The organism is Xenorhabdus kozodoii (assembly GCF_002632875.1).
GTDB classification, from domain to species: Bacteria; Pseudomonadota; Gammaproteobacteria; order Enterobacterales; family Enterobacteriaceae; genus Xenorhabdus; species Xenorhabdus kozodoii.
Genome location: NZ_NJCX01000005.1, coordinates 144,399 through 165,864, shown reverse-complemented (window position 1 = coordinate 165,864; position 21,466 = coordinate 144,399). Strand labels below are relative to the sequence as shown.

The window sequence follows — 21,466 nt, the reverse complement described above, 5'->3', positions numbered from 1 at the left end:
GTCAGAATCATGGTGCAATTTTACTCCCCAAATCGTCGCTCCGTAAACCGAGGCATTATTTCCGTTACCGCAGATAATCTTGATGCGCAAGGGCAAGGCATTGCTCGCCATCAGGGCAAAACTATCTTTATCCCTGGATTATTGCCAGATGAACAGGCACAGATCCAACTGACTGAAGAAAAACGCCAATTTGCTAAGGCCAGGGTCGTGAAAAGGCTATCCGATAGCCCGCATCGCGTAGTACCCCGCTGCCCACACTTTAAAGCGTGCGGTGGGTGCCAGCAGCAACATGTTGCCACTGAGTTGCAGGTTAACACCAAAGCCAGTGTACTGGAGCGCCTGATCCAGCGGGAAACCGGGATTAGCGTCAGCGCACATCCCATTATTCGCAGCCCAGAATATGGTTATCGGCGCAGGGCCAGGCTCGGCCTGCAATATCATGCTAAGCAACGCTCACTGTTGATGGGATTTCGCCAGAGCCAGAGCAACGATTTGGTGAATATCAAACACTGCCCTGTTATGCGTCCTGAATTGGAGCAATTATTGCAACCGTTGTATCAATGCCTGAGTGGTTTGCATGGGGTAAAACGATTGGGGCATGTGGAGTTGGTCTTGGCCGATAGTGGCCCATTAGTCGTGTTGCGCCATCTTGATCCACTGAAGCCCGAAGATAAGGAAACACTGCGCATTTTTTCGGTGCAGTACAATGTGGCAATTTATCTGCTTGGCGATGAAAAATCCCTTGAACCCTTGATGGCAGGGAATGTAGCACCGTGGTATCAGGTGGATGGATTAAAATTGGTGTTCAGCCCACAAGATTTTATTCAGGTCAATGATGTGGTTAACCAACAAATGGTATCACAGGCATTGGCGTGGCTGGATTTGCAACCCACAGACAGAGTATTGGATCTGTTTTGTGGCATGGGAAACTTTACCCTGCCGATCGCCACTAAAGTTCAGGCAACAGTGGGTGTAGAAGGGGTTGCTGAGTTGGTGGCGAGTGGGCAATATAACGCTCAGCTCAATAAACTTAATAACGTCGATTTTTTTCATGAAAATCTGGAATCGGATATTCACCAGCAGCCTTGGGCTGCACAAGGGTTTAATAAAGTGCTGCTGGACCCCGCTCGCGCAGGTGCGGCGGGTGTTATGGCACATATTGTAAAATTGGCCCCCGAAAAAGTGGTTTACGTTTCCTGTAACCCCACAACACTCGCGCGGGACAGTAAGGTCTTGCTGGAGGCGGGTTATCATCTTGTCGGTGTGCGGATGCTGGATATGTTTCCGCATACTGGTCATCTGGAATCCATGGCCCTGTTTAGCCGTGAGCCGATAGGTATCGAGTAGGGAGAAATTATGGTTGCGGTAAGAAGTGCGCATCTTACACCGGCAGGTGAATTTGCGGTCAATAAGTGGATAGCGAGTTTAAATATAACTCACCCACAATCCAGTGAAAAATTGGCCGAAACCTGGCGATATTGTCACGAAAAAGTCCAGGGGCACCCCAATGCAGAACGGTTGCTATGGCGCGGTGTGGAGATGGTGGAGCTCCTGTCCACATTGAGCATGGATAATGACAGTATGCGTGCTGCGCTACTTTTTCCCCTCCTTAATGCCAGGCTACTCGATAGCGAAACAGTGACGGAAACCTTTGGCAAGGCCATCACGAATCTGGTGCAGGGTGTTTTGGAAATGGATGCCATTCGCCAACTGAAAGCCACCCATACCGATGCGACTTGTTCGGTACAGGTTGATAATGTTCGCCGGATGCTACTGGCGATGGTGGAAGATTTTCGTTGTGTGATTATCAAACTGGCAGAACGCATTGCTCACTTACGGGAAGTGAAAGATGCCAGTGAAGATGAACGCGTGCTGGCGGCGAAAGAGTGTTCCAATATCTATGCCCCCCTTGCCAATCGGCTGGGCATTGGACAGCTAAAATGGGAGCTGGAAGATTTTTGTTTCCGTTATCTGCATCCCGATGAATATAAGAAAATTGCCAACTTGTTGCATGAGCGCCGAATTGATCGTGAACAATATATCGAAAAATTCGTGACAACGTTGCGTAAATACATGCTAAAAGAAGGGATCAGCGCTGAAATCTATGGGCGCCCGAAACATATTTACAGCATTTGGCGCAAAATGCAGAAAAAATCCCTCTCTTTTGATGAATTATTTGATGTGCGGGCGGTGCGGATTGTGGTCGAGCGGTTGCAGGATTGCTATGCCGCGTTGGGGATAGTGCATACTCACTATCGTCATTTGCCCGATGAATTCGACGATTACGTTGCCAACCCGAAACCGAATGGCTATCAATCCATTCATACCGTTGTCCTGGGACCAAGCGGTAAAACGCTTGAGATCCAGATCCGTACCCGCCAGATGCATGATGATTCAGAACTTGGCGTCGCGGCACACTGGAAATACAAGGAAGGCGCTGCGATTGGTGGTGTTAAATCCGGCAGTTATGAAAACCGTATTGCCTGGCTGCGGAAATTGATCGCATGGCAGGAGGAGATGGCGGATAGCGGTGAAATGCTGGATGAAGTGCGCAGTCAGGTGTTTGATGATCGCGTCTATGTCTTTACGCCCAAAGGGGATGTGATTGATTTGCCCATTGGCTCTACACCGTTGGATTTTGCCTATCATATTCACAGTGATGTCGGCCATCGCTGCATTGGGGCAAAAATTGGCGGGCGCATCGTCCCCTTCAGCTACCAGCTTCAGATGGGTGATCAGATTGAAATCATTACCCAGAAACAGCCTAATCCAAGCCGTGACTGGTTAAACCCTAACCTTGGCTATGTGACGACCAGCCGTGGGCGCGCGAAAATCCACAACTGGTTCCGCAAGCAAGATCGTGACAAAAACATCATTGCGGGTCGCCAGATGCTGGACAATGAACTGGCGCATTTGGGGATCACGGTCAAGGAAGCTGAGAAGGCGTTGATTGCCCGTTATAACGTCCACACGTTAGAAGAAGTGCTGGCGGGCATTGGCGTCGGTGATATCCGAATTCACCAGTTAGTGAATTTCTTGCAAAGCAAATTCAATAAAACGACGGCAGAAGAAGAGGATCGCGAAGCGCTTCGCAATCTGGAAAACAAAACCTATACACCACGCAATATCAGCAAAGATAATGGCCGGGTTGTGGTTGAAGGAGTCGGCAACTTAATGCATCACCTCGCCCGCTGCTGTCAGCCCATTCCTGGTGATGAGATTGTGGGTTTTATTACACGTGGTCGGGGGATCTCCATTCACCGTGCTGATTGTGTTCAGTTCGAGGAACTCGAAGCCAGTTCGCCGGAGCGGATAGTCGATGCGGTGTGGGGAGAGAGCTATTCCAGTGGCTATTCACTGGTAGTACGTGTTGTTGCCAATGATCGCAGTGGATTATTGCGTGATATCACGACCATTCTCGCCAATGAGAAAGTCAATGTATTGGGTGTCAGCAGTCGCAGTGATGTTAAGCAACAGCTTGCGGCCATTGATATGAATATTGAGATTTATAATTTGCAAGTGCTTGGACGGGTATTGGCGAAGCTCAATCAGTTGTCTGATGTGATTGAAGCCAGACGCTTGCATGGTCATTAAATAAGACAGGGATACGATGAAACCGACCTCGATTGAACGATTGAAGGGGATCATGGCGCAGTTGCGCCATCCCCAGAATGGTTGCCCTTGGGACAAAGTACAAACTTCCGCGACGATTGCCCCTTATACGTTGGAAGAAACCTATGAAGTGCTTGATGCGATTGAGCGCAATGATAGCAATGCACTGAAAGAAGAATTGGGTGATCTGCTGTTTCATATCGTGTTTTATGCCCAGATGGCTCAAGAACAGCAACAGTTCGATTTTGACGCTATTTGTGAGGCGGTGTGTGACAAACTGGAGCGTCGCCACCCCCATGTCTTTAACCCACAATCAGGGATCAGCGGCGAAGAGGCGATAGGCAGTTGGGAACAGCGTAAGGGTGCAGAACGGGCGGAGAAAGACCAGCATTCGGTACTGGATGATATTCCCGCCAGTTTACCGGCCTTGATGAAGGCGTATAAAATCCAGAAACGCTGCGCTTCGGTCGGTTTTGATTGGGATACGCTTGGCCCTGTGCTGGACAAAGTCTATGAAGAAATTGATGAAGTTATGGACGAAGTGAAGCAGGTGGTGATTGATGAAGATCGACTGGAAGAAGAATTGGGGGATTTACTCTTTTCGGTGGTTAATTTGTCCCGCCATTTGGGGCATAAGCCAGAGATCGCACTACAAAAAGCCTGCCAGAAATTCGAAAACCGTTTCCGCAATGTCGAAAAACTGATCCTCGACAAAGGCTTGTCTCTGGAAGCTGCTACATTAGCTGAAATGGAAGCGATGTGGCAGCAAGTGAAAAATCAGAAGGTGTAACAATCACGAAAAAGGGTGGAAATAGCAAAAAAGGGATCGCTGGGTGGCTGAATAACTTGAGTCGGGTGAAAAAAAATCACACTAATAACTTAATGAATTTAAAAAGAAAATAGTGTGTTTTTCCCAGGGTGTGACTGATTATGTGGCACCTTACCCTGTTTAGATGGTTTGTAGCGAAATTAAGGTTAGGGTATACTGCTTTCCCGTCCTGTTATATTCATCATCCTTTTAAACCTAAACTTTCAGGTTCAGCATGAAAACTAATTATATTTTTGTGACCGGCGGGGTCGTATCCTCTCTGGGTAAAGGCATTGCCGCAGCCTCTTTGGCGGCTATACTCGAAGCCCGTGGACTCAATGTCACCATTATGAAACTGGACCCGTATATCAACGTCGATCCAGGCACAATGAGCCCAACCCAACACGGGGAAGTTTTCGTTACCGAAGATGGCGCTGAAACTGATCTCGATTTAGGTCATTATGAACGTTTCATCCGAACCAAAATGACACGCCGCAATAATTTCACAACCGGGCGTGTTTATTCTGAAGTGCTGCGCAAAGAACGCCGCGGCGATTATTTGGGTGCAACCATTCAGGTTATTCCTCACATCACCAATGAAATCAAAGACCGCATCATCCGGGGTGCCGAAGGTCATGATGTTGTGTTGGTGGAAATTGGCGGTACAGTCGGTGATATCGAATCCCTGCCATTCCTTGAAGCCATTCGTCAGATGGCGGTGGAAGTTGGCCGTGAAAACACGCTGTTCATGCACCTGACTCTGGTGCCTTATATGGCCGCAGCAGGGGAAGTGAAAACCAAGCCAACCCAGCATTCCGTAAAAGAATTACTGTCCATTGGTATCCAGCCGGACGTATTGATTTGCCGTTCAGATCGCATCATTCCTGCCAATGAGCGTGCAAAAATTGCGCTTTTCTGTAACGTGCCAGAGAAAGCGGTTATCTCTTTAAAAGATGTTGATTCCATTTATAAAATTCCAGGCCTCTTGAAATCTCAGGGCTTAGATGATTATATTTGTAAACGATTCAGCCTCGAATGCCCAGAAGCGAATCTGTCTGAATGGGAACAGGTCATTTATGAAGAAGCCAACCCATCGGGTGAAGTGACCATTGGGATGGTAGGCAAGTACGTTGAACTGCCTGATGCATATAAATCAGTGATTGAAGCACTGAAACATGGCGGGTTGAAAAATCGCCTGATGGTTAACATCAAATTGATCGATTCACAGGATGTTGAAACTCGCGGTGTTGACGTATTGAAAGGTCTGGATGCGATTCTCGTACCTGGTGGCTTTGGTGGCCGTGGTATCGAAGGCAAGATTTTGACCGCACGTTATGCCCGTGAAAATAAGATCCCATACCTGGGTATTTGTCTGGGTATGCAGGTGGCCTTGATTGAATTCGCTCGCAATGTGGCGGGTATGGCAGAGGCCAACTCCACCGAGTTCGATCCTGAATGTAAGTTGCCGGTTGTTGCGCTAATCGCCGAGTGGCGTGATGAGAACGGCAACCTGGAAGTACGTAGCGAAGAGAGCGATCTCGGCGGGACGATGCGTGTCGGTGGCCAAGTATGCCATCTGACTGAAAACAGTCTGGTACGTGAACTTTATGGCCAGAATGACATCGTTGAACGTCATCGTCACCGTTATGAAGTGAACAATTTACTGTTGAAACGTATTGAAGATGCGGGTCTGCGTGTTGCTGGCCGTTCAATCGACAACAAACTGGTGGAAATCATCGAGAACCCTGCGCATCCGTGGTTCGTGGCGTGTCAGTTCCACCCGGAATTCACTTCAACGCCTCGCGATGGTCATCCGTTATTTGCTGGCTTTGTTGAAGCCGCAGGCAAATATCAGAAAGGCCAGTTGAAATAAGATATGGGGCAATGGATTGATGTTAAGCACATTATTTCTAAGAGGATTTTTAAGATAATGGCTTTTAATTTCAATCCGTTGCCCGGAATTTAACTTGTACTGAGGAAAACCTAATGTCCAAAATCGTTAAAGTACTTGGCCGTGAAATCATCGACTCCCGTGGTAACCCAACTGTAGAAGCAGAAGTACACTTGGAAGGGGGCTTTGTCGGTCTGGCTGCGGCGCCATCAGGTGCATCAACGGGTTCTCGCGAAGCGCTGGAACTGCGTGATGGCGACAAGTCTCGCTTTATGGGTAAAGGTGTATTGAAAGCAGTCTCTGCGGTCAGTGGCCCGATTGCACAGGCTTTGGTTGGCCAGGATGCGAAAGACCAGGCTAACATCGACAAGATTATGATCGAGCTGGATGGTACTGAAAACAAATCTAACTTCGGTGCTAACGCGATTCTGGCTGTTTCTCTCGCGAACGCCAAAGCCGCGGCCGCAGCAAAAGGTATGCCTCTGTATGAGCACATCGCTGAGTTGAACGGTACGCCAGGTAAGTTCTCTATGCCCCTGCCAATGATGAACATCATCAATGGTGGTGAACACGCAGACAACAACGTCGATATCCAAGAGTTCATGATCCAGCCGATTGGTGCAAGTTCACTAAAAGAAGCGGTGCGCATGGGTTCCGAAGTCTTCCACAATCTGGCAAAAGTGCTGAAATCCAAAGGGATGAACACGGCGGTAGGTGATGAAGGTGGTTATGCGCCAAACCTGGAATCCAACGCAGCCGCATTGGCAGCAATCAAAGAAGCGGTTGAAAAAGCGGGTTACGTTCTGGGTAAAGACATCACGCTGGCGATGGACTGTGCAGCTTCCGAATTCTATAACGAAGAAACTGGCAATTATGAACTGAAAGGCGAAGGCAAGACTTTCACCTCTCAGGAATTCACCCACTACTTGGAAGAGTTGACCAAACAGTACCCAATCGTTTCCATCGAAGATGGCCTGAACGAATCTGATTGGGACGGTTTTGCTTACCAGACTAAAGTGCTGGGTGACAAAATCCAGTTGGTGGGTGACGATCTGTTCGTCACTAACACCAAGATCCTGAAAGAAGGTATCGAAAAAGGTATCGCAAACTCCATCCTGATCAAGTTCAACCAGATCGGTTCATTGACTGAAACGCTGGCGGCAATCAAGATGGCAAAAGATGCCGGTTACACCGCGGTGATCTCTCACCGTTCTGGTGAAACTGAAGATGCCACTATTGCTGATTTGGCTGTGGGTACTGCTGCGGGTCAAATCAAAACGGGTTCTATGAGCCGTTCCGACCGTGTTGCTAAATATAACCAGCTAATCCGTATTGAAGAAGCGTTGGGTAATCGCGCTCCTTTCAACGGCCTGAAAGAAGTGAAAGGCCAGGCATAATTGCCGGTTTTTCTCCTAAAAAGTAAACATTTCTTATGTTTTGGCGAAAGGGAGTCTTCTCTTTCGCCTTTTCAGTGAAAGAAAATGTTATTTTCTATGGCGGTTATTCATCCTGTTGAAGGATGAAAATGTGATATGACAACCGAAATTTAGTTTGTTTTTTAAACAATCATTCAGTAATTAAACAAATCCCGCGTAACAGATCTCAAAATTATACAACTCGTATTTTATTCCTTGCTGATACTCCTTATTATTTCACATGTAATGTAATTCTTTAACATTTGTGGCAATGATTCATCAATTATTCTTTTTACATTACAGTATTGTGTTTCATTGTTTTATGGAGTCTTCATGGACGCTTCTGAATCTTTAACCCCAGCGATTGGGCCTACACTCTCAAATAAAAGAGGCCTAATTATTCTCGCGCTGGATATTATCTTATTGGTGGCATTGCTTAAGTTTTTGCCTTATGGGGAAAAAGCAAATGCAGGTTTGGCGTTAATGGCGTTTGTGGGTGTTTTGTGGTTAACGGAAGCCATTCACGTTACCATCACCGCCCTGTGTATTCCGATTCTGGCAGTCGGAATGGGATTGATGAATACCGGTGATGCGCTGAAATCTTTTGCAAATCCGATAATCTTTTTGTTCTTCGGTGGCTTTGCACTGGCAACCGCGCTACATATCCAAGGCTTGGACAGATTGATAGCTAACCGTTTATTGATGATTGCTCGTGGGCGTTTATCCGTGGCGGTATTGCTAATATTTGGCATTACCGCCGTGCTTTCTATGTGGATCAGCAATACGGCAACGGCTGCCATGATGCTACCCCTGATCCTCGGTATTCTGGCTAACCTGGATGTCCGTACTGAACGTAATACCTTTGTATTTGTGCTGCTGGGGGTTGCCTATAGCGCCAGTATCGGTGGGCTGGGGACGTTAGTTGGCAGTCCACCCAATGCCATCGCTGCCGCACAATTGGGTATGGATTTCTTTACATGGATGAAATACGGCGTCCCCATGGTCATTATTCTTATGCCTGTCATGGTTGGGGTGATGTACCTGATGTTGCGCCCGAATCTGGATCATCAATTTGATCTGGAATTGGAGCGGCTAGAATGGAATGGGAAACGTGTTGTTACCATGGGGATTTTCCTGCTAACCGTGGTGTGCTGGATTTTCAGTTCCGTGATTAGTGATGCACTGGGTGGTGTCAAAGATCTGGACACGATTATTGCGGTGAGCGCAGCCATCCTGATTGGTATCACCGGTGTATCAACATGGTCACAGATCCAAAATAACACGGAATGGGGCGTATTGATGCTCTTCGGGGGTGGCTTGACATTGAGTGCCGTCCTGAAAAGCTCTGGTGCCAGTGAGGTTATGGCGAATGGTATGGCCACAACATTCGGCACAAGCCCTTGGTTTGTGATCATCATTGCGATTGCAACGTTTATTATCTTCCTGACAGAATTCACCAGTAACACGGCGAGCGCAGCACTACTTGTGCCTATTTTTGCCACGGTTGCAGAAGCGCTGGGAATGCCGGTGATTGTGTTGACCATGATAATTGGTATTGGCGCATCCTGTGCATTTATGTTGCCGGTAGCAACACCACCTAACGCGATTGTTTATGGTACTGGCTACATCAAGCAAACCGAAATGGTCAGGGTAGGTATCGTGCTGAACCTGGTATGTATTGTCATTATTTCAGCAATTGCCTGGCTTTTCTGGCTGTAACTTATTCTGGTTTATCAACGAGTCAATCAAGCATGATCAAAATCGCCACCCTTGCAGGTGGCGATGACTTTAATCTTCTTTAGTGCTGATATAGATATTTTTCACTTCTGAGTAAGCATCCAGCATCATCTTGTGGGTTTCACGTCCAAGTCCTGACTTCTTATAGCCACCGAAAGGCGCATGGGCGGGTAATTCGTGATAGGTATTGATCCACATACGGCCGGTTTTTATCGCCTTGGCGATGTGCAGCGCACGGTTAATATCCTGCGTCCATACGGCGCCTGCCAGCCCATATTCGGAATCATTGGCCATTTCGATGACCTCCTCTTCGTTACTAAATGGAATGACACATAATACAGGCCCGAAAATTTCCTCCTGGGCAACCCGCATTTTATTGGTGACCCCCGTCAGGATCGTCGGCTGGATAAAGAAGCCATCATCATAGCCCGCCCCTGTTAGGCGTTTTCCGCCTGTCAGAATGGTGGCACCTTCCTGTTTTGCAAGGTCGATATAACCTAAAATGGTCTTCATCTGTTCTTCGCTGACTTGGCTACCCATTTCTGTTTCTGCCAGCATGGGGTCACCCACTTTGATGGATTCAAACACGGTTTTCAGTGAGTCGAGAAACTCAGCGTAAATATCTTTATGCAGGAACAGGCGCGCACCCGATTCACAGGCTTGTCCTTGATTCAACAAAATTGCATTGGCGGCATGTTTGACGGCCTTTTTCATATTGGCATCGGGGAAGACGATGTTGGCTGATTTGCCTCCCAATTCCAGGGTTGCTGGGATGAGTCTTTTCGCTGCCGCTTTCGCTACGTTATAGCCGACTTCTGTTGAACCGGTAAAGGCTACCTTGTCAATGCCGTCATGATCGAGGATCGCTTGGCCGACAACTGAACCACGCCCTGTAACAATATTGACAACGCCCGCGGGCAGAACTTGATTCATGACACGCCCCAATTCAAGCAAAGTTATTGGGGTCAGGCTTGCTGGGTTGATAACAATAGTGTTACCGGCAGCAAGGGCAGGAGCGAGTTTCCAGGCAGCCATCAATAGCGGGAAGTTCCAGGGAATAATCTGCCCGACAACGCCAATTGGCTCCCTGATCACTAAGCTCAGCGTATCACTATCGATAACATCAGCAGAATCGGAATGAGAACGGATGACACCGGCAAAATAACGGAAATGATCAACAGAGAAAGGAACATCGAAATGACGACATAAGGCTTGGGTCTTGCCACCATCTAATGTTTCAAGGACGATGAAACGCTCAGCTTCTGCTTCCAGCAAATCGGCGATTTTCAGTAAGAGAGATTGCCTTTCAGCCGCAGATGTTTTGCTCCATGCTGGCAGGGCTTTTTGGGCAGCGTTGACAGCAAGTTTAACGTCTTCGGCATTGCCTGCCGCATATTCTGTCAGCAGTTCACCTGTTGCCGGGTTATAACTTTGCAGGGTATTTTTTGAAACACTATCAACCCACTTACCATTAATCAGCATCTTATAGGATTTACAAGGTAACAGTTCTTTTGCAATATCATTTAGCTTTTTCATTATATTCTCCGGGTACTTTGGTTTTGGGTATGTTAGGACATATACTCCTAAGTTATGATCAGACTAAGTCTTAATTTTTATCAAAATTGAATTGAAATATAAAAGATCTATATCATTAAATATAAACCTTAATAGTTAAATGAACGATATAGAAAAAGGTTTGCTGCCCAGGGATTATTTCATAATGGGATATCTGTTCTGAAAGCAATAACGTTATGTTATGTTTCTTGTTTTTTCGAGTGATATTTTTCTGTATTTTTTATGATGCTATTTGGATGGTTTAATTGAAATGGCTTAACCCTATATAATGGTCTTATGTTATTAATTTACCAGTAAGGTTTATTGTAATTTGGATTTTATATACCAATCCAACTTCAAGTTACAGCTTGAAAACCATGTGAGTGTTAATATTTCCCCGCGCAGTGGGAAGATATTAGACGCATTTTGAAAGGCGACGGGTATATATGTTTTCATTCTGCTATTATTACCCTAGCGGTAATGGATGGGGTTGATCATGAAAAAATTGTTAACAATTTGTTTGCTGGGATTTGCATTGGTTGGATGCGATAATCAACTCAAAATTGATGGGATAAATGAAATTGCTGTAAAAACATCCATTGAAAAAATTAGGGACACTTTGCCAGAAGAGAAAAAATTACAATTTGATGACGCATTGAATGTTGTCATGATCAATAGTATCAACTTTGATGATCTGTTTAAGAATAACAAGAATGGAAATATCAAACATACCGATATACAAAAGTTGGAACAGAAATTTTTTCAATCCCTCAATGGGAAAACAGCCGATCAGGTTATTGAAGAAGCAGAGAAAATAAAAGCAGCCAGCATGCACAAAAAATGAAAATATGTCTCATTTAGTTCGCCCTGACAGAGTTAGTTTTTCACCACATTGGCGGCAAACATAGCAATTTTTCCCTCTGAGAACTTTATTGTGTTGCCTTATTGTCAGCTCATGTTGCTGACAACCACAATAATAAATAAATATTTTACTGCGTACAGAGTTCACAGAAAACTGGTGTGTTCGGTTGGCAGGGACTTCAAATATCATTTCCATGATAAAGCGCCACTCTTTTCCGTGTGGAGCAACTTTCCCAAATTGATGATAAGCCAGCAGATGTGCCAGTTCATGTGGGATAACTTGATCAATGAATGCCTGTTGATTTTCGATTAATAAAACAGGGTTCAGGCGAATTTCCCAATCTTGTAGTCGGGCGCTACCCGCAATGGTTCCCCGCTGCTGATAGGTTATATGAGGTTCAGGGAACCTTTGCTGTAGAAAATTACTCGCCTGAGTTAATCTCCGCTGCATGGTGTGCATAACAGCTTGTTGCAGCGGGAGAGGGACGCTAACGAATTTCATTACGGTTGTTTAGTCATAAAAAACCCGCAATATTTGCGGGCTTCTGGATTAGTAACGAATCATTTCAAGCCAGCCGCTGCGCGCAGAACTTCCGCTTTATCTGTCGCTTCCCACGGGAATTGTTCACGACCAAAATGGCCATAGGCCGCGGTATCGCGATAAATGGGGTGTAACAGATTCAGCATCTTAATCAGGCCGTAAGGGCGCAGATCAAAGAATTCACGCACTAATTGAATCAATGTGGAAGTTGGCACTTTCTCTGTACCAAATGTTTCCACCATGATTGATGTTGGCTCTGCAACACCAATAGCGTAAGAAACCTGAATTTCACAACGATCAGCCAGACCTGCCGCCACGATGTTTTTGGCAACGTAACGCGCAGCATAGGCTGCCGAGCGGTCAACTTTAGAGGGATCTTTACCCGAAAATGCGCCACCACCGTGACGGGCCATGCCACCATAGGTATCAACAATGATCTTACGACCCGTCAGTCCACAATCACCCATTGGACCACCGATCACAAAACGTCCTGTTGGGTTGATGAAATATTTGGTCATCGGAGTCAGCCATTCGCCAGGCAATACCGGTTTGATGATCTCTTCCATCACGGCTTCATGCAGTGTTTTTTGTTCGATGTCTTCGGCGTGCTGGGTTGAAAGGACAATGGCATCAATACCAACGATTTTACCGTTCTCATACTGGAAGGTCACCTGGCTTTTTGCATCAGGGCGCAACCAGGGCAGGGTGCCGTTTTTACGCACTTCAGCCTGACGCTCAACTAAACGGTGCGCATAAGTGATTGGTGCTGGCATGAGAACGTTAGTTTCGTTGGTTGCATAACCAAACATCAAACCCTGATCGCCTGCGCCCTGCTCCAGCGGATCAGTACGGTCAACCCCCTGGTTAATATCAGGGGATTGTTTACCAATTGCACTGATAACTGCGCATGAATTAGCATCAAACCCCATATCTGAACTGGTATAACCGATTTCGCGTACGGTACGGCGGGTAATTTCTTCAATATCAACCCACGCGCTGGTAGTGATTTCGCCACCAACCATGACCATGCCTGTTTTAACGTAAGTTTCGCAGGCCACGCGAGCTTTAGGATCTTGTTCTAAAATTGCATCAAGGACGGCATCGGAGATCTGATCGGCAATTTTGTCTGGATGTCCTTCTGAAACAGATTCAGAAGTGAAAAGATGTGTAGTCATTATATTTTGTTACCTTAAATATAATCTTAGATGAAGGGTGGATGTTTTACCGTCTAGACGGCTATTTTAAGTGACTCTGACTAAGGTTACCAGTTTTTTTGGTTTTTATGGTGTAACATTTTAGTTTCCCTACCTAAAAAGTATGACAATTGTTCAACTTCATTTAGATAAATTTCGTTAAATTTCGTTTTGCAATTTTGCCGGATTACAGGTATAAACTGCGCGCGTAACATCAGTCATTTTTTGCACTTGAGGTTACAGGCGTTTGCAGGAGATGAGTGCGTGTCCTGCTTCTCAATTGAGAAACGGCTTGCGGTAGTAAGCCATGTGGAGGTGAATGGGGTTATGAACCATTATCTGCTGATTGTTAACGGCCAACAGCCACATTATGCCATTGATGTATCCACATCTTGCTCCTTTCTTTTAAATATGCAGTCATTTCGATGTTACTCGCAGCGTAGTTACTCGCAGTATGGTTATTTGCAGTATATAAGCAGCAGATAATATTGAGTTGGCGTCATCATATAGTCACAGTAAATATATTGTTTAGTACTCTCTAAACGTTCCTATAATCTGAGAGCATGCTGTTCCCTGACATTTTTTAATGCGCAAGATACGCACGATAAAATAGTGTCTTGGGTTATTGACCTTACAGGTGAAGGCGAACCTCGACTCCATGAAGGAGACTGCCATGAATGATAATATCGCTTGCAAAATGCGACAGACCTATAACATCGCATACTGGGGCGGCAGCTATTACTATGTCAATGATCTGGGTAATGTCAGTGTTTGTCCAAACCCTGATTTACCGATAGCTCAAATTGAACTTGCCGCGCTGGTGAAGAAAGTTCAGGAAGAAAAAGAGCAATTGCGTTTGCCGGCATTGTTTTGTTTTCCCCAGATCTTGCAACACCGCTTGCGTTCGATTAATGCAGCGTTTAAACGCGCACGTGAATCCTACGGATATAAAGGGGATTATTTCCTTGTTTATCCGATTAAGGTCAACCAGCATCGCCGTGTCATTGAGACGTTGGCAAACGCGGATGAACCTATTGGATTGGAGGCAGGCTCCAAAGCAGAATTAATGGCAGTATTGGCTCATGCAGGCATGACAGGTACTGTGATTGTTTGTAATGGTTATAAGGATCGTGAATACATTCGTCTGGCACTGATCGGTGAAAAGCTGGGACACAAGGTGTATCTGGTTATTGAGAAGTTGTCCGAAATTGAGATGGTACTAGAAGAAGCCAAGCGCCTTAATGTTATTCCACGTTTAGGGGTTCGGGCGCGTTTGGCGTCTCAAGGTTCGGGTAAATGGCAGGCCAGTGGCGGGGAAAAATCCAAGTTTGGTTTAGCCGCCGCGCAGGTATTGCAATTGGTTGAAAAACTGCGTTCAGCAGGGCGGTTGGATAGCTTGCAGTTGCTGCATTTTCATTTGGGCTCCCAATTATCAAATATCCGTGATGTGGCAACCGGGGTGCGTGAATCTGCCCGCTTTTATGTCGAGCTGTCCAAACTGGGTGTCAATATCCAGTGCTTTGATGTTGGAGGTGGTTTAGGCGTCGATTATGAAGGCACTCGTTCCCAGTCAGAATGCTCGGTTAACTATGGTTTGAATGAATACGCGAATAACGTTATTTGGGGTATTGGTGATGCGTGTGAAGAGCATGGCTTGCCCCATCCGACGGTGATTACGGAGTCGGGTCGTGCATTGACAGCCCATCATACGGTTTTGATCTCCAATGTGATTGGGCTAGAACATAATGAATTCACTGAAACAACGCCACCCGCAGAAGAGGCGACTCGCCCTCTGACCAGTTTGTGGGATACATGGCAGGAAATGCAATCTGACGGTAACCGCCGTTCCCTGCGTGAATGGTTGCATGACAGCCAATTTGATCTGCATGAGGTTCATACCCAGTACGCGCATGGTATGTTGGCACTGTCAGAACGGGCATGGGCGGAAGAACTGTATTTAAATATCTGTCGCCATATTCAGCAAAATCTTGACCCAAGCAACCGTGCCCACCGTCCGATCATTGATGAATTACAGGAACGCATGGCGGATAAATTCTATGTGAATTTCTCGTTGTTCCAGTCGATGCCAGATGCATGGGGGATTGATCAACTTTTCCCTGTCTTGCCAATTGAAGGCCTGGATAAGCCACTGGATCGCCGGGTCGTTTTATTGGATATCACCTGTGATTCTGACGGTACGATTGATCACTATGTTGATGGTGATGGGGTGGCAACAACGATGCCAATGCCTGCTTATGATCCAGAAAATCCGCCGTTGATTGGTTTCTTTATGGTTGGGGCCTATCAGGAAATTCTGGGTAACATGCATAACTTGTTTGGTGATACGGCGGCTATTGATGTTTATGTTTCAGAAGATGGCACAGTGACTTATCAGCAGAGCGAGGAAGGGGATTCTGTCGCCAATATGCTTCAATATGTCAAGCTGGACCCGCAGGTACTATTGACCCGCTTCTGTGATCAGGTGAAATCGACGGATCTGGATGAAAATTTGCAGGAACAATTCCTGCAAGAGTTTGAAAGTGGCCTGTATGGTTACACCTATCTGGAAGATGATTAATCTTGATTAGCCATTGTTTGGAAGATTAATTTTTTAGTGTAAATAAGACTCCATGTTACTCGTTACTGCCAATTATTGAATATTGTGATATTGGATATGAGTAATCAGCCGGCATGGGATTTTTGAGGATATAGCATGAGTATTAGCTCCTTAGGGAACCAGATTGATCATTCTTTGGTTTCAAATGCCTTCGGTTTCCTGCGTTTTCCGTTGAACTTTCAACCCTATTCCAGCGATGCGGAATGGGTGATTACCGGCGTTCCTTTTGATATGGCAACATCGGGGCGTGCGGGCAGTCGCCACGGGCCTGCCGCTATTCGTCAGGTATCAACGAACCTGGCGTGGGAAAGCTGTCGTTGGCCGTGGAACTTTAGCTTACGCAAGCGCCTGAATGTGGTGGATTGCGGGGATCTGGTGTTTAGCTTTGGTGATGCTCAGGATATGAGTGATAAGTTGCAGGCACATGCCGAAAAGGTGCTGGCATCGGGTAAGCGCATGCTGTCATTTGGCGGTGATCACTTTGTGACGTTGCCATTGCTGCGCGCCCACGCGAAACACTTTGGCAAAATGGCACTGATCCATTTTGATGCCCATACAGACACTTATCCCAATGGCAGTCAATTTGATCATGGGACGATGTTTTACCATGCACCGAATGAAGGGCTGATAGATCCTCATCATTCAGTGCAAATTGGTATCCGCACCGAGCACGATAGTGATAATGGTTTTACCGTACTGGATGCGGGTCAGGTTAACGATCGGGGTGTTGATGATCTTGTTGAGCAGATTAAAACCGTGGTGGGTGACTTGCCGATTTATCTGACATTCGATATTGATTGCCTCGATCCGGCATTTGCACCCGGGACGGGAACGCCGGTCATTGGTGGATTGACGTCAGATCGCGCATTGAAAATAGTGCGTGGTTTGCAGCCGCTAAATATTGTCGGAATGGATGTGGTGGAAGTGGCTCCGGCTTATGACCAATCCGAAATTACAGCATTAGCGGCAGCAACGATTGGGCTGGAGTTGCTCTATTTACAGGCCTCGAAGAAAGATCTTTAATGCATTAATCTTGTCAATTGTCGTCTTAAAGGCTCACCTAAAGGTGGGTCTTTATCCTTTAAGTGAGTTTGCATGTGTCCACGCTGACCCCCTCGTTTCATTTACGAGGGGGTCAGCGTAATGTTGATCAGTCTGAACCCATAAAGGTTTCAACAGGAACGTTGAAAAATTTGGCAAAGCCTTTTACTTGTCCAATGTTCATCGAACGTTTTCCATGCAGTATCTCTGATATCACACTTTGAGTTGCAATATCACGTAGATCAATCTGCCTAACGCCTCGTTCTTTCATAAAGTAACTCAACGCTTCACGTGGCGTCACATTAGGCATTTGGCGATTTTTTGCTTCATATTCATAGACACGATCGGTGATAAGATCAGCGAACTTTGCTGCAGCATGTTCGGTATCTTCAGCATATGAATATAACTCATCAATCAGCGCCATTCGGGCAGTGAGATCGTTATCATTTTCTATAGGTTCAATACACGCTGAGAACAACAGTGCCAGAGGGCTAAGTTGCTCAGAGATTGACTGCATCATTTGGGGTAAAATTTCGATGAGTCCATCAATCCCTTCATAAGTAACGAGTGATGTTTTTCTCATGCTTCACCTTTTTGATCGCTTTGATTTAGTCTGCTTACGCCACCAACTATCATATTCAGTATGGGTATAAACATTTTTAATGTAAAAAGTGCCTGATTTGGGATTAAGCCATGTGATAATGCGGCATTTATTTCTATGTATATCAAATATATAAATATCTAAAGGCCCTTTTTTGCTTCCTGTCTCTAATAATTCGTGGGGTACACGATCAACATTCCATGTCGATGTTTTAAGCCATAACTCACGGATTTGGGCATAAGATTCAAATCGTAAAGATGCTTTATCAAAAACATCCAACCAGAGTTTTAGCCCAATTTTCCATTGGGCATGTTTTTGCATCGCTTCAGTGATGGCTTTTGCCGTGATAACACGCATATCACTCCCTTATAATATCGCAATTAGCGATATTTGCAATGTTTGAAAAAATTTAGGGTTCTTTTTTTCAAACAGAGCATATCACTGCACAATATACGTCAACACTTGCTGCTGTGGCATTAAGGCAAAATTTCCGTGAAATTGCGAACCCGCTCGAAACTCATCCGATAAGGTTTGCAGTAGTTTTATGCTTATGGCGTAATCTTTACAGTTAATTGACGTAATCTCAGCCGCATGGAAATCAAAGAAGCATTTTACATGGGGATAAAGCGCCTTAAACAGGCTCTCCTTGATGGAGAACATCAGCGTGAACGCCTGTCCAAAAGGTAATGGGCACTCGGTCAATAACTTCGCTTCATTACCATTGATGATACTGGATGAAACGCTTTCGATAGTATCTGGTTTAATCTCCTGTTCGATATCTACGCCGATCATTCGGTAGTGATTGCAAGAAGCCGCAAAGGCAATGGCGCAGTGGGTTGAATGGGAAATTGAACCACAAATATTATCAGGCCAGATTGGAGCACGATCTTGGGCATTGGTTACCTGAAAGTCAGGGTAACCCAACGGGTTTAAAACTTGTTGAGTGCAGTAACGGGCAGCCAGATATTCCGCACGTCGTTTATTAACGGCACTTTGTAAGCGAGGTGGGTAGCTAATGCCACATTCGTCAAAGAGTGCATCCCGATAGCAAGATTGATCAAAATATGTTTTTATGACCTGAAGGTAGGGATGTCCGGGCAGGACACCGACCTGTATGTTGGTAAAAAAAGGGTCATTGATGGCAGGGGTGAGGACAGGAGTAAACGTTATTTTTTTTAGCATGATTTTTTATTTTCGTCTGTGATTATTATATACCAGTCGCCTTTCAAGATGCGTCTTATATCTCCCGCGCCGCGGGGAGATATAAATACTCTCATTGGCTTGTAAGCGGCAACGTGAAGTTGGATTGGTATATAGCGAATCAATTAAAAATGATTATGGTCTGATTTTGCCAGATTTAATTTTAGTTCACTAACGTAATGACTCTTTTTATACTCCTCGTTGTTACCATTTTTAAAAAGAGGTTAATGTGGAAATATTAGTGACAGGCGGAATGGGATATATCGGTAGCCATACTTGCGTTCAAATGATTGAAGCCGGAATGACACCGATCATCATCGATAACCTGTGCAATGCCAATCGTGAAGTTCTGGCTCGCATTGAGGCTTTGACTGGCGTGCAGCCACTGTTTTATGAAGGGGATATTCGTGATGAATCATTCCTTGATGTTATTTTCTCCCGTCACCAAATCCAGTCAGTGATTCATTTTGCAGGCTTGAAAGCGGTTGGTGAGTCTGTCGCAAAACCTGTTGAATATTATGACAATAATGTCAACGGAACGTTGGTGTTGGTGCGTAGTATGCGTAAAGCGGGTGTCAAAAGCATCATCTTTAGTTCGTCCGCGACGGTCTATGGCGATCCGGATGTCGTGCCTATTACTGAGCAATCTGCGGTCGGTAATACGACTAACCCTTATGGCACCAGTAAATATATGGTCGAACGCTGCCTGTCTGATCTCCATCATGCAGAAAATGATTGGTCTGTGGTGGTGTTACGCTACTTCAATCCCGTTGGCGCTCACCCTTCGGGCACGATGGGGGAAGATCCACAGGGAATTCCCAATAATTTGATGCCTTATATTGCCCAGGTTGCCGTCGGTCGTCGGGAAAAACTGTCGGTGTATGGGGATGATTATCCAACGTCTGACGGTACTGGCGTTCGCGATTATATCCATGTTATGGATTTGGCAAACGGGCATATTGCTGCACTGAATGCCGTTGGTAAGAAAGCGGGACTGCATATCTATAACTTAGGGACTGGAAAAGGCACCAGCGTATTGGAAATGGTGAAGGCTTTCGGTGATGCCTGTGGTCAGCCTGTTCCTTATGAAATTTGCCCTCGTCGTCCAGGCGATATTGCAGAATGTTGGTCAAGCCCGGAGAAAGCCGAGCGAGAATTGGGCTGGAAGGCAAGCCGTACTATCGTGGAAATGGCTACAGATGCCTGGCGCTGGCAGTCGCAAAACCCTAATGGCTATCAAGCGAAGTAAGAAGTATTAAAAGAATTTTGGCTTTCTGCTAAGTTTGTGTGGTGAAAGCAAGGGGAACCCAATATGTCAAAGATGCGATTCAATCCCGTTGGTTGTCCACATCGGCGCTATAATCCTTTAACGGGTAAATGGATTATTGTTTCACCACATCGAGCGAAGCGACCGTGGAGTGGTCGCGATGAAAAACCACTCCACGTGGCGTTGCCAAGTCACGATGCGCACTGTTTTTTATGCCCAAACAATACTCGCGCTTCGGGTCATATCAATCCAGATTATCAGGGTGTTTATATCTTCCAGAATGATTATTCTGCCTTGCCACCGGAACGTTTCGATATTGCGCCTACCGATGACCCGCTATTTCACATTGAACCAGTGAGTGGTGTTTGTCGGGTCATCTGTTTTTCTCCTGATCACAGCAAGACGTTGCCGGAACTGTCATTGGGACAAATCCGCCATGTTATTGATGCCTGGAATGCGCAGATTGAAGAGTTGAGCCAGCGTTATATTTGGGTTCAGGTGTTTGAGAATAAGGGCGAAATGATGGGATGCTCCCAGCCCCATCCTCATGGACAAATTTGGGCGAGTGATTTTTTGCCTGATGAGCTGGTACGCAAAGATGAATTGCTGTGGCAGTACTATTGTCAGCAAGGCGCTAACTTATTGATAGATTACATTGAGGCCGAGCGCGCAGACGGTGCGCGTACTGTGGTGGAAACCCAATATTGGTTGGCGGTTGTACCTTATTGGGCGACATGGCCATTTGAAACCATGCTGTTGCCGAAAAATCCTATCCGCCGAATGAATGAACTGACGGAAGCACAATGTGATGACTTGGCGCTAGCGATTAAAAAATTGACCAGTCGCTATGACAATCTGTTTCAATGCGCTTTTCCCTATTCCATGGGCTGGCATTTTGCCCCTTTCTTCCAGCATCAATGTGACACCAATCTTAAACGACCAGAACACGATATCGATCATTGGCAATTACATGCGCTGTTTTATCCGCCATTATTGTGTTCATCCAGCATCCGTAAGTTTATGGTGGGTTACGAGATGCTGGCGGAAGCTCAACGTGATTTAACGCCAGAGCAGGCGGCCCAGCAGTTACGGGATGTCAGCGATATTCATTTTAAAATACGCTGATTT

At 45.9% G+C, this 21,466-nt stretch carries 17 protein-coding genes; 11 read left to right on the top strand and 6 right to left on the bottom strand.

Translation table 11 applies throughout. The features are described 5' to 3' along the window. Positions 1–9: 9 nt before the first annotated feature. The 6 genes from rlmD to Xkoz_RS04885 all read left to right on the top strand — a co-directional run bounded on the left by rlmD (position 10) and on the right by Xkoz_RS04885 (position 9,445). Complete coding sequence (gene rlmD, locus Xkoz_RS04910) at positions 10–1,347, top strand: 23S rRNA (uracil(1939)-C(5))-methyltransferase RlmD (RefSeq protein WP_099141125.1); 1,338 nt, start codon at positions 10–12, stop codon at positions 1,345–1,347. Positions 1,348–1,356: 9 nt separating this feature from the next. After that, positions 1,357–3,594, top strand: coding sequence for a GTP diphosphokinase (relA, locus tag Xkoz_RS04905; protein ID WP_099141094.1), 2,238 nt, complete (start codon positions 1,357–1,359; stop codon positions 3,592–3,594). A gap of 16 nt (positions 3,595–3,610) precedes the next feature. Next, a complete protein-coding gene (gene mazG, locus Xkoz_RS04900; protein ID WP_099141092.1) occupies positions 3,611–4,402 on the top strand; it encodes a nucleoside triphosphate pyrophosphohydrolase in 792 nt (263 codons plus the stop codon). Positions 4,403–4,655: 253 nt separating this feature from the next. After that, a complete protein-coding gene (pyrG, locus tag Xkoz_RS04895) occupies positions 4,656–6,293 on the top strand; it encodes a glutamine hydrolyzing CTP synthase (protein WP_099141090.1) in 1,638 nt (545 codons plus the stop codon). A 113-nt stretch (positions 6,294–6,406) separates the two neighbouring features. Further along, a complete protein-coding gene (eno, locus tag Xkoz_RS04890) occupies positions 6,407–7,708 on the top strand; it encodes a phosphopyruvate hydratase (RefSeq protein ID WP_099141088.1) in 1,302 nt (433 codons plus the stop codon). Positions 7,709–8,059: 351 nt separating this feature from the next. Next, positions 8,060–9,445 carry an SLC13 family permease gene (locus Xkoz_RS04885; protein ID WP_099141086.1) on the top strand — a complete coding sequence of 462 codons (1,386 nt, stop codon included), beginning with the start codon at positions 8,060–8,062 and terminating at the stop codon, positions 9,443–9,445. Positions 9,446–9,514: 69 nt separating this feature from the next. On the opposite strand, the gene Xkoz_RS04880 is transcribed toward Xkoz_RS04885, so the two are convergent. Then, a complete protein-coding gene (locus Xkoz_RS04880) occupies positions 9,515–10,999 on the bottom strand; it encodes an aldehyde dehydrogenase family protein (RefSeq protein WP_099141084.1) in 1,485 nt (494 codons plus the stop codon). A gap of 514 nt (positions 11,000–11,513) precedes the next feature. Between Xkoz_RS04880 and Xkoz_RS04875 the strand changes: the two genes are divergently transcribed. Further along, a complete protein-coding gene (locus Xkoz_RS04875) occupies positions 11,514–11,861 on the top strand; it encodes a DUF6694 family lipoprotein (protein WP_099141082.1) in 348 nt (115 codons plus the stop codon). A gap of 9 nt (positions 11,862–11,870) precedes the next feature. On the opposite strand, the gene Xkoz_RS04870 is transcribed toward Xkoz_RS04875, so the two are convergent. Then, positions 11,871–12,380, bottom strand: coding sequence for a SprT family zinc-dependent metalloprotease (locus tag Xkoz_RS04870; protein ID WP_099141080.1), 510 nt, complete (start codon positions 12,378–12,380; stop codon positions 11,871–11,873). A 59-nt stretch (positions 12,381–12,439) separates the two neighbouring features. Further along, complete coding sequence (gene metK / locus Xkoz_RS04865; RefSeq protein ID WP_099141078.1) at positions 12,440–13,594, bottom strand: methionine adenosyltransferase; 1,155 nt, start codon at positions 13,592–13,594, stop codon at positions 12,440–12,442. A gap of 691 nt (positions 13,595–14,285) precedes the next feature. On the opposite strand from metK, the gene speA reads away from it, so the two are divergent. Together speA and speB are read left to right on the top strand one after the other, a co-directional pair. After that, positions 14,286–16,190 (top strand): biosynthetic arginine decarboxylase, encoded by a 1,905-nt coding sequence (speA, locus tag Xkoz_RS04860; protein ID WP_099141076.1) that lies wholly within the window; start codon positions 14,286–14,288, stop codon positions 16,188–16,190. A gap of 135 nt (positions 16,191–16,325) precedes the next feature. After that, positions 16,326–17,252 (top strand): agmatinase, encoded by a 927-nt coding sequence (gene speB, locus Xkoz_RS04855; protein WP_099141074.1) that lies wholly within the window; start codon positions 16,326–16,328, stop codon positions 17,250–17,252. A 127-nt stretch (positions 17,253–17,379) separates the two neighbouring features. Here speB and Xkoz_RS22555 read toward each other — a convergent pair whose 3' ends face one another. The 3 genes from Xkoz_RS22555 to Xkoz_RS04840 form a co-directional block, all read right to left on the bottom strand. Further along, positions 17,380–17,853 (bottom strand): helix-turn-helix domain-containing protein, encoded by a 474-nt coding sequence (locus Xkoz_RS22555; protein WP_244183392.1) that lies wholly within the window; start codon positions 17,851–17,853, stop codon positions 17,380–17,382. A 3-nt stretch (positions 17,854–17,856) separates the two neighbouring features. After that, positions 17,857–18,228 (bottom strand): type II toxin-antitoxin system HigB family toxin, encoded by a 372-nt coding sequence (locus Xkoz_RS04845; protein WP_099141073.1) that lies wholly within the window; start codon positions 18,226–18,228, stop codon positions 17,857–17,859. 81 nt (positions 18,229–18,309) lie between these two features. After that, positions 18,310–19,053 carry a 4'-phosphopantetheinyl transferase family protein gene (locus tag Xkoz_RS04840; RefSeq protein WP_099141071.1) on the bottom strand — a complete coding sequence of 248 codons (744 nt, stop codon included), beginning with the start codon at positions 19,051–19,053 and terminating at the stop codon, positions 18,310–18,312. A 247-nt stretch (positions 19,054–19,300) separates the two neighbouring features. Here Xkoz_RS04840 and galE point away from each other — a divergent pair, with 247 nt between their 5' ends. Continuing rightward, on the top strand, positions 19,301–20,320 hold the full coding sequence (gene galE / locus Xkoz_RS04835; protein ID WP_099141069.1) for a UDP-glucose 4-epimerase GalE: 1,020 nt from the start codon (positions 19,301–19,303) through the stop codon (positions 20,318–20,320). 63 nt (positions 20,321–20,383) lie between these two features. Beyond that, positions 20,384–21,463, top strand: a complete 1,080-nt coding sequence (locus Xkoz_RS04830) for a UDP-glucose--hexose-1-phosphate uridylyltransferase (RefSeq protein ID WP_099141067.1) — start codon at positions 20,384–20,386, stop codon at positions 21,461–21,463. Positions 21,464–21,466: the final 3 nt, after the last annotated feature.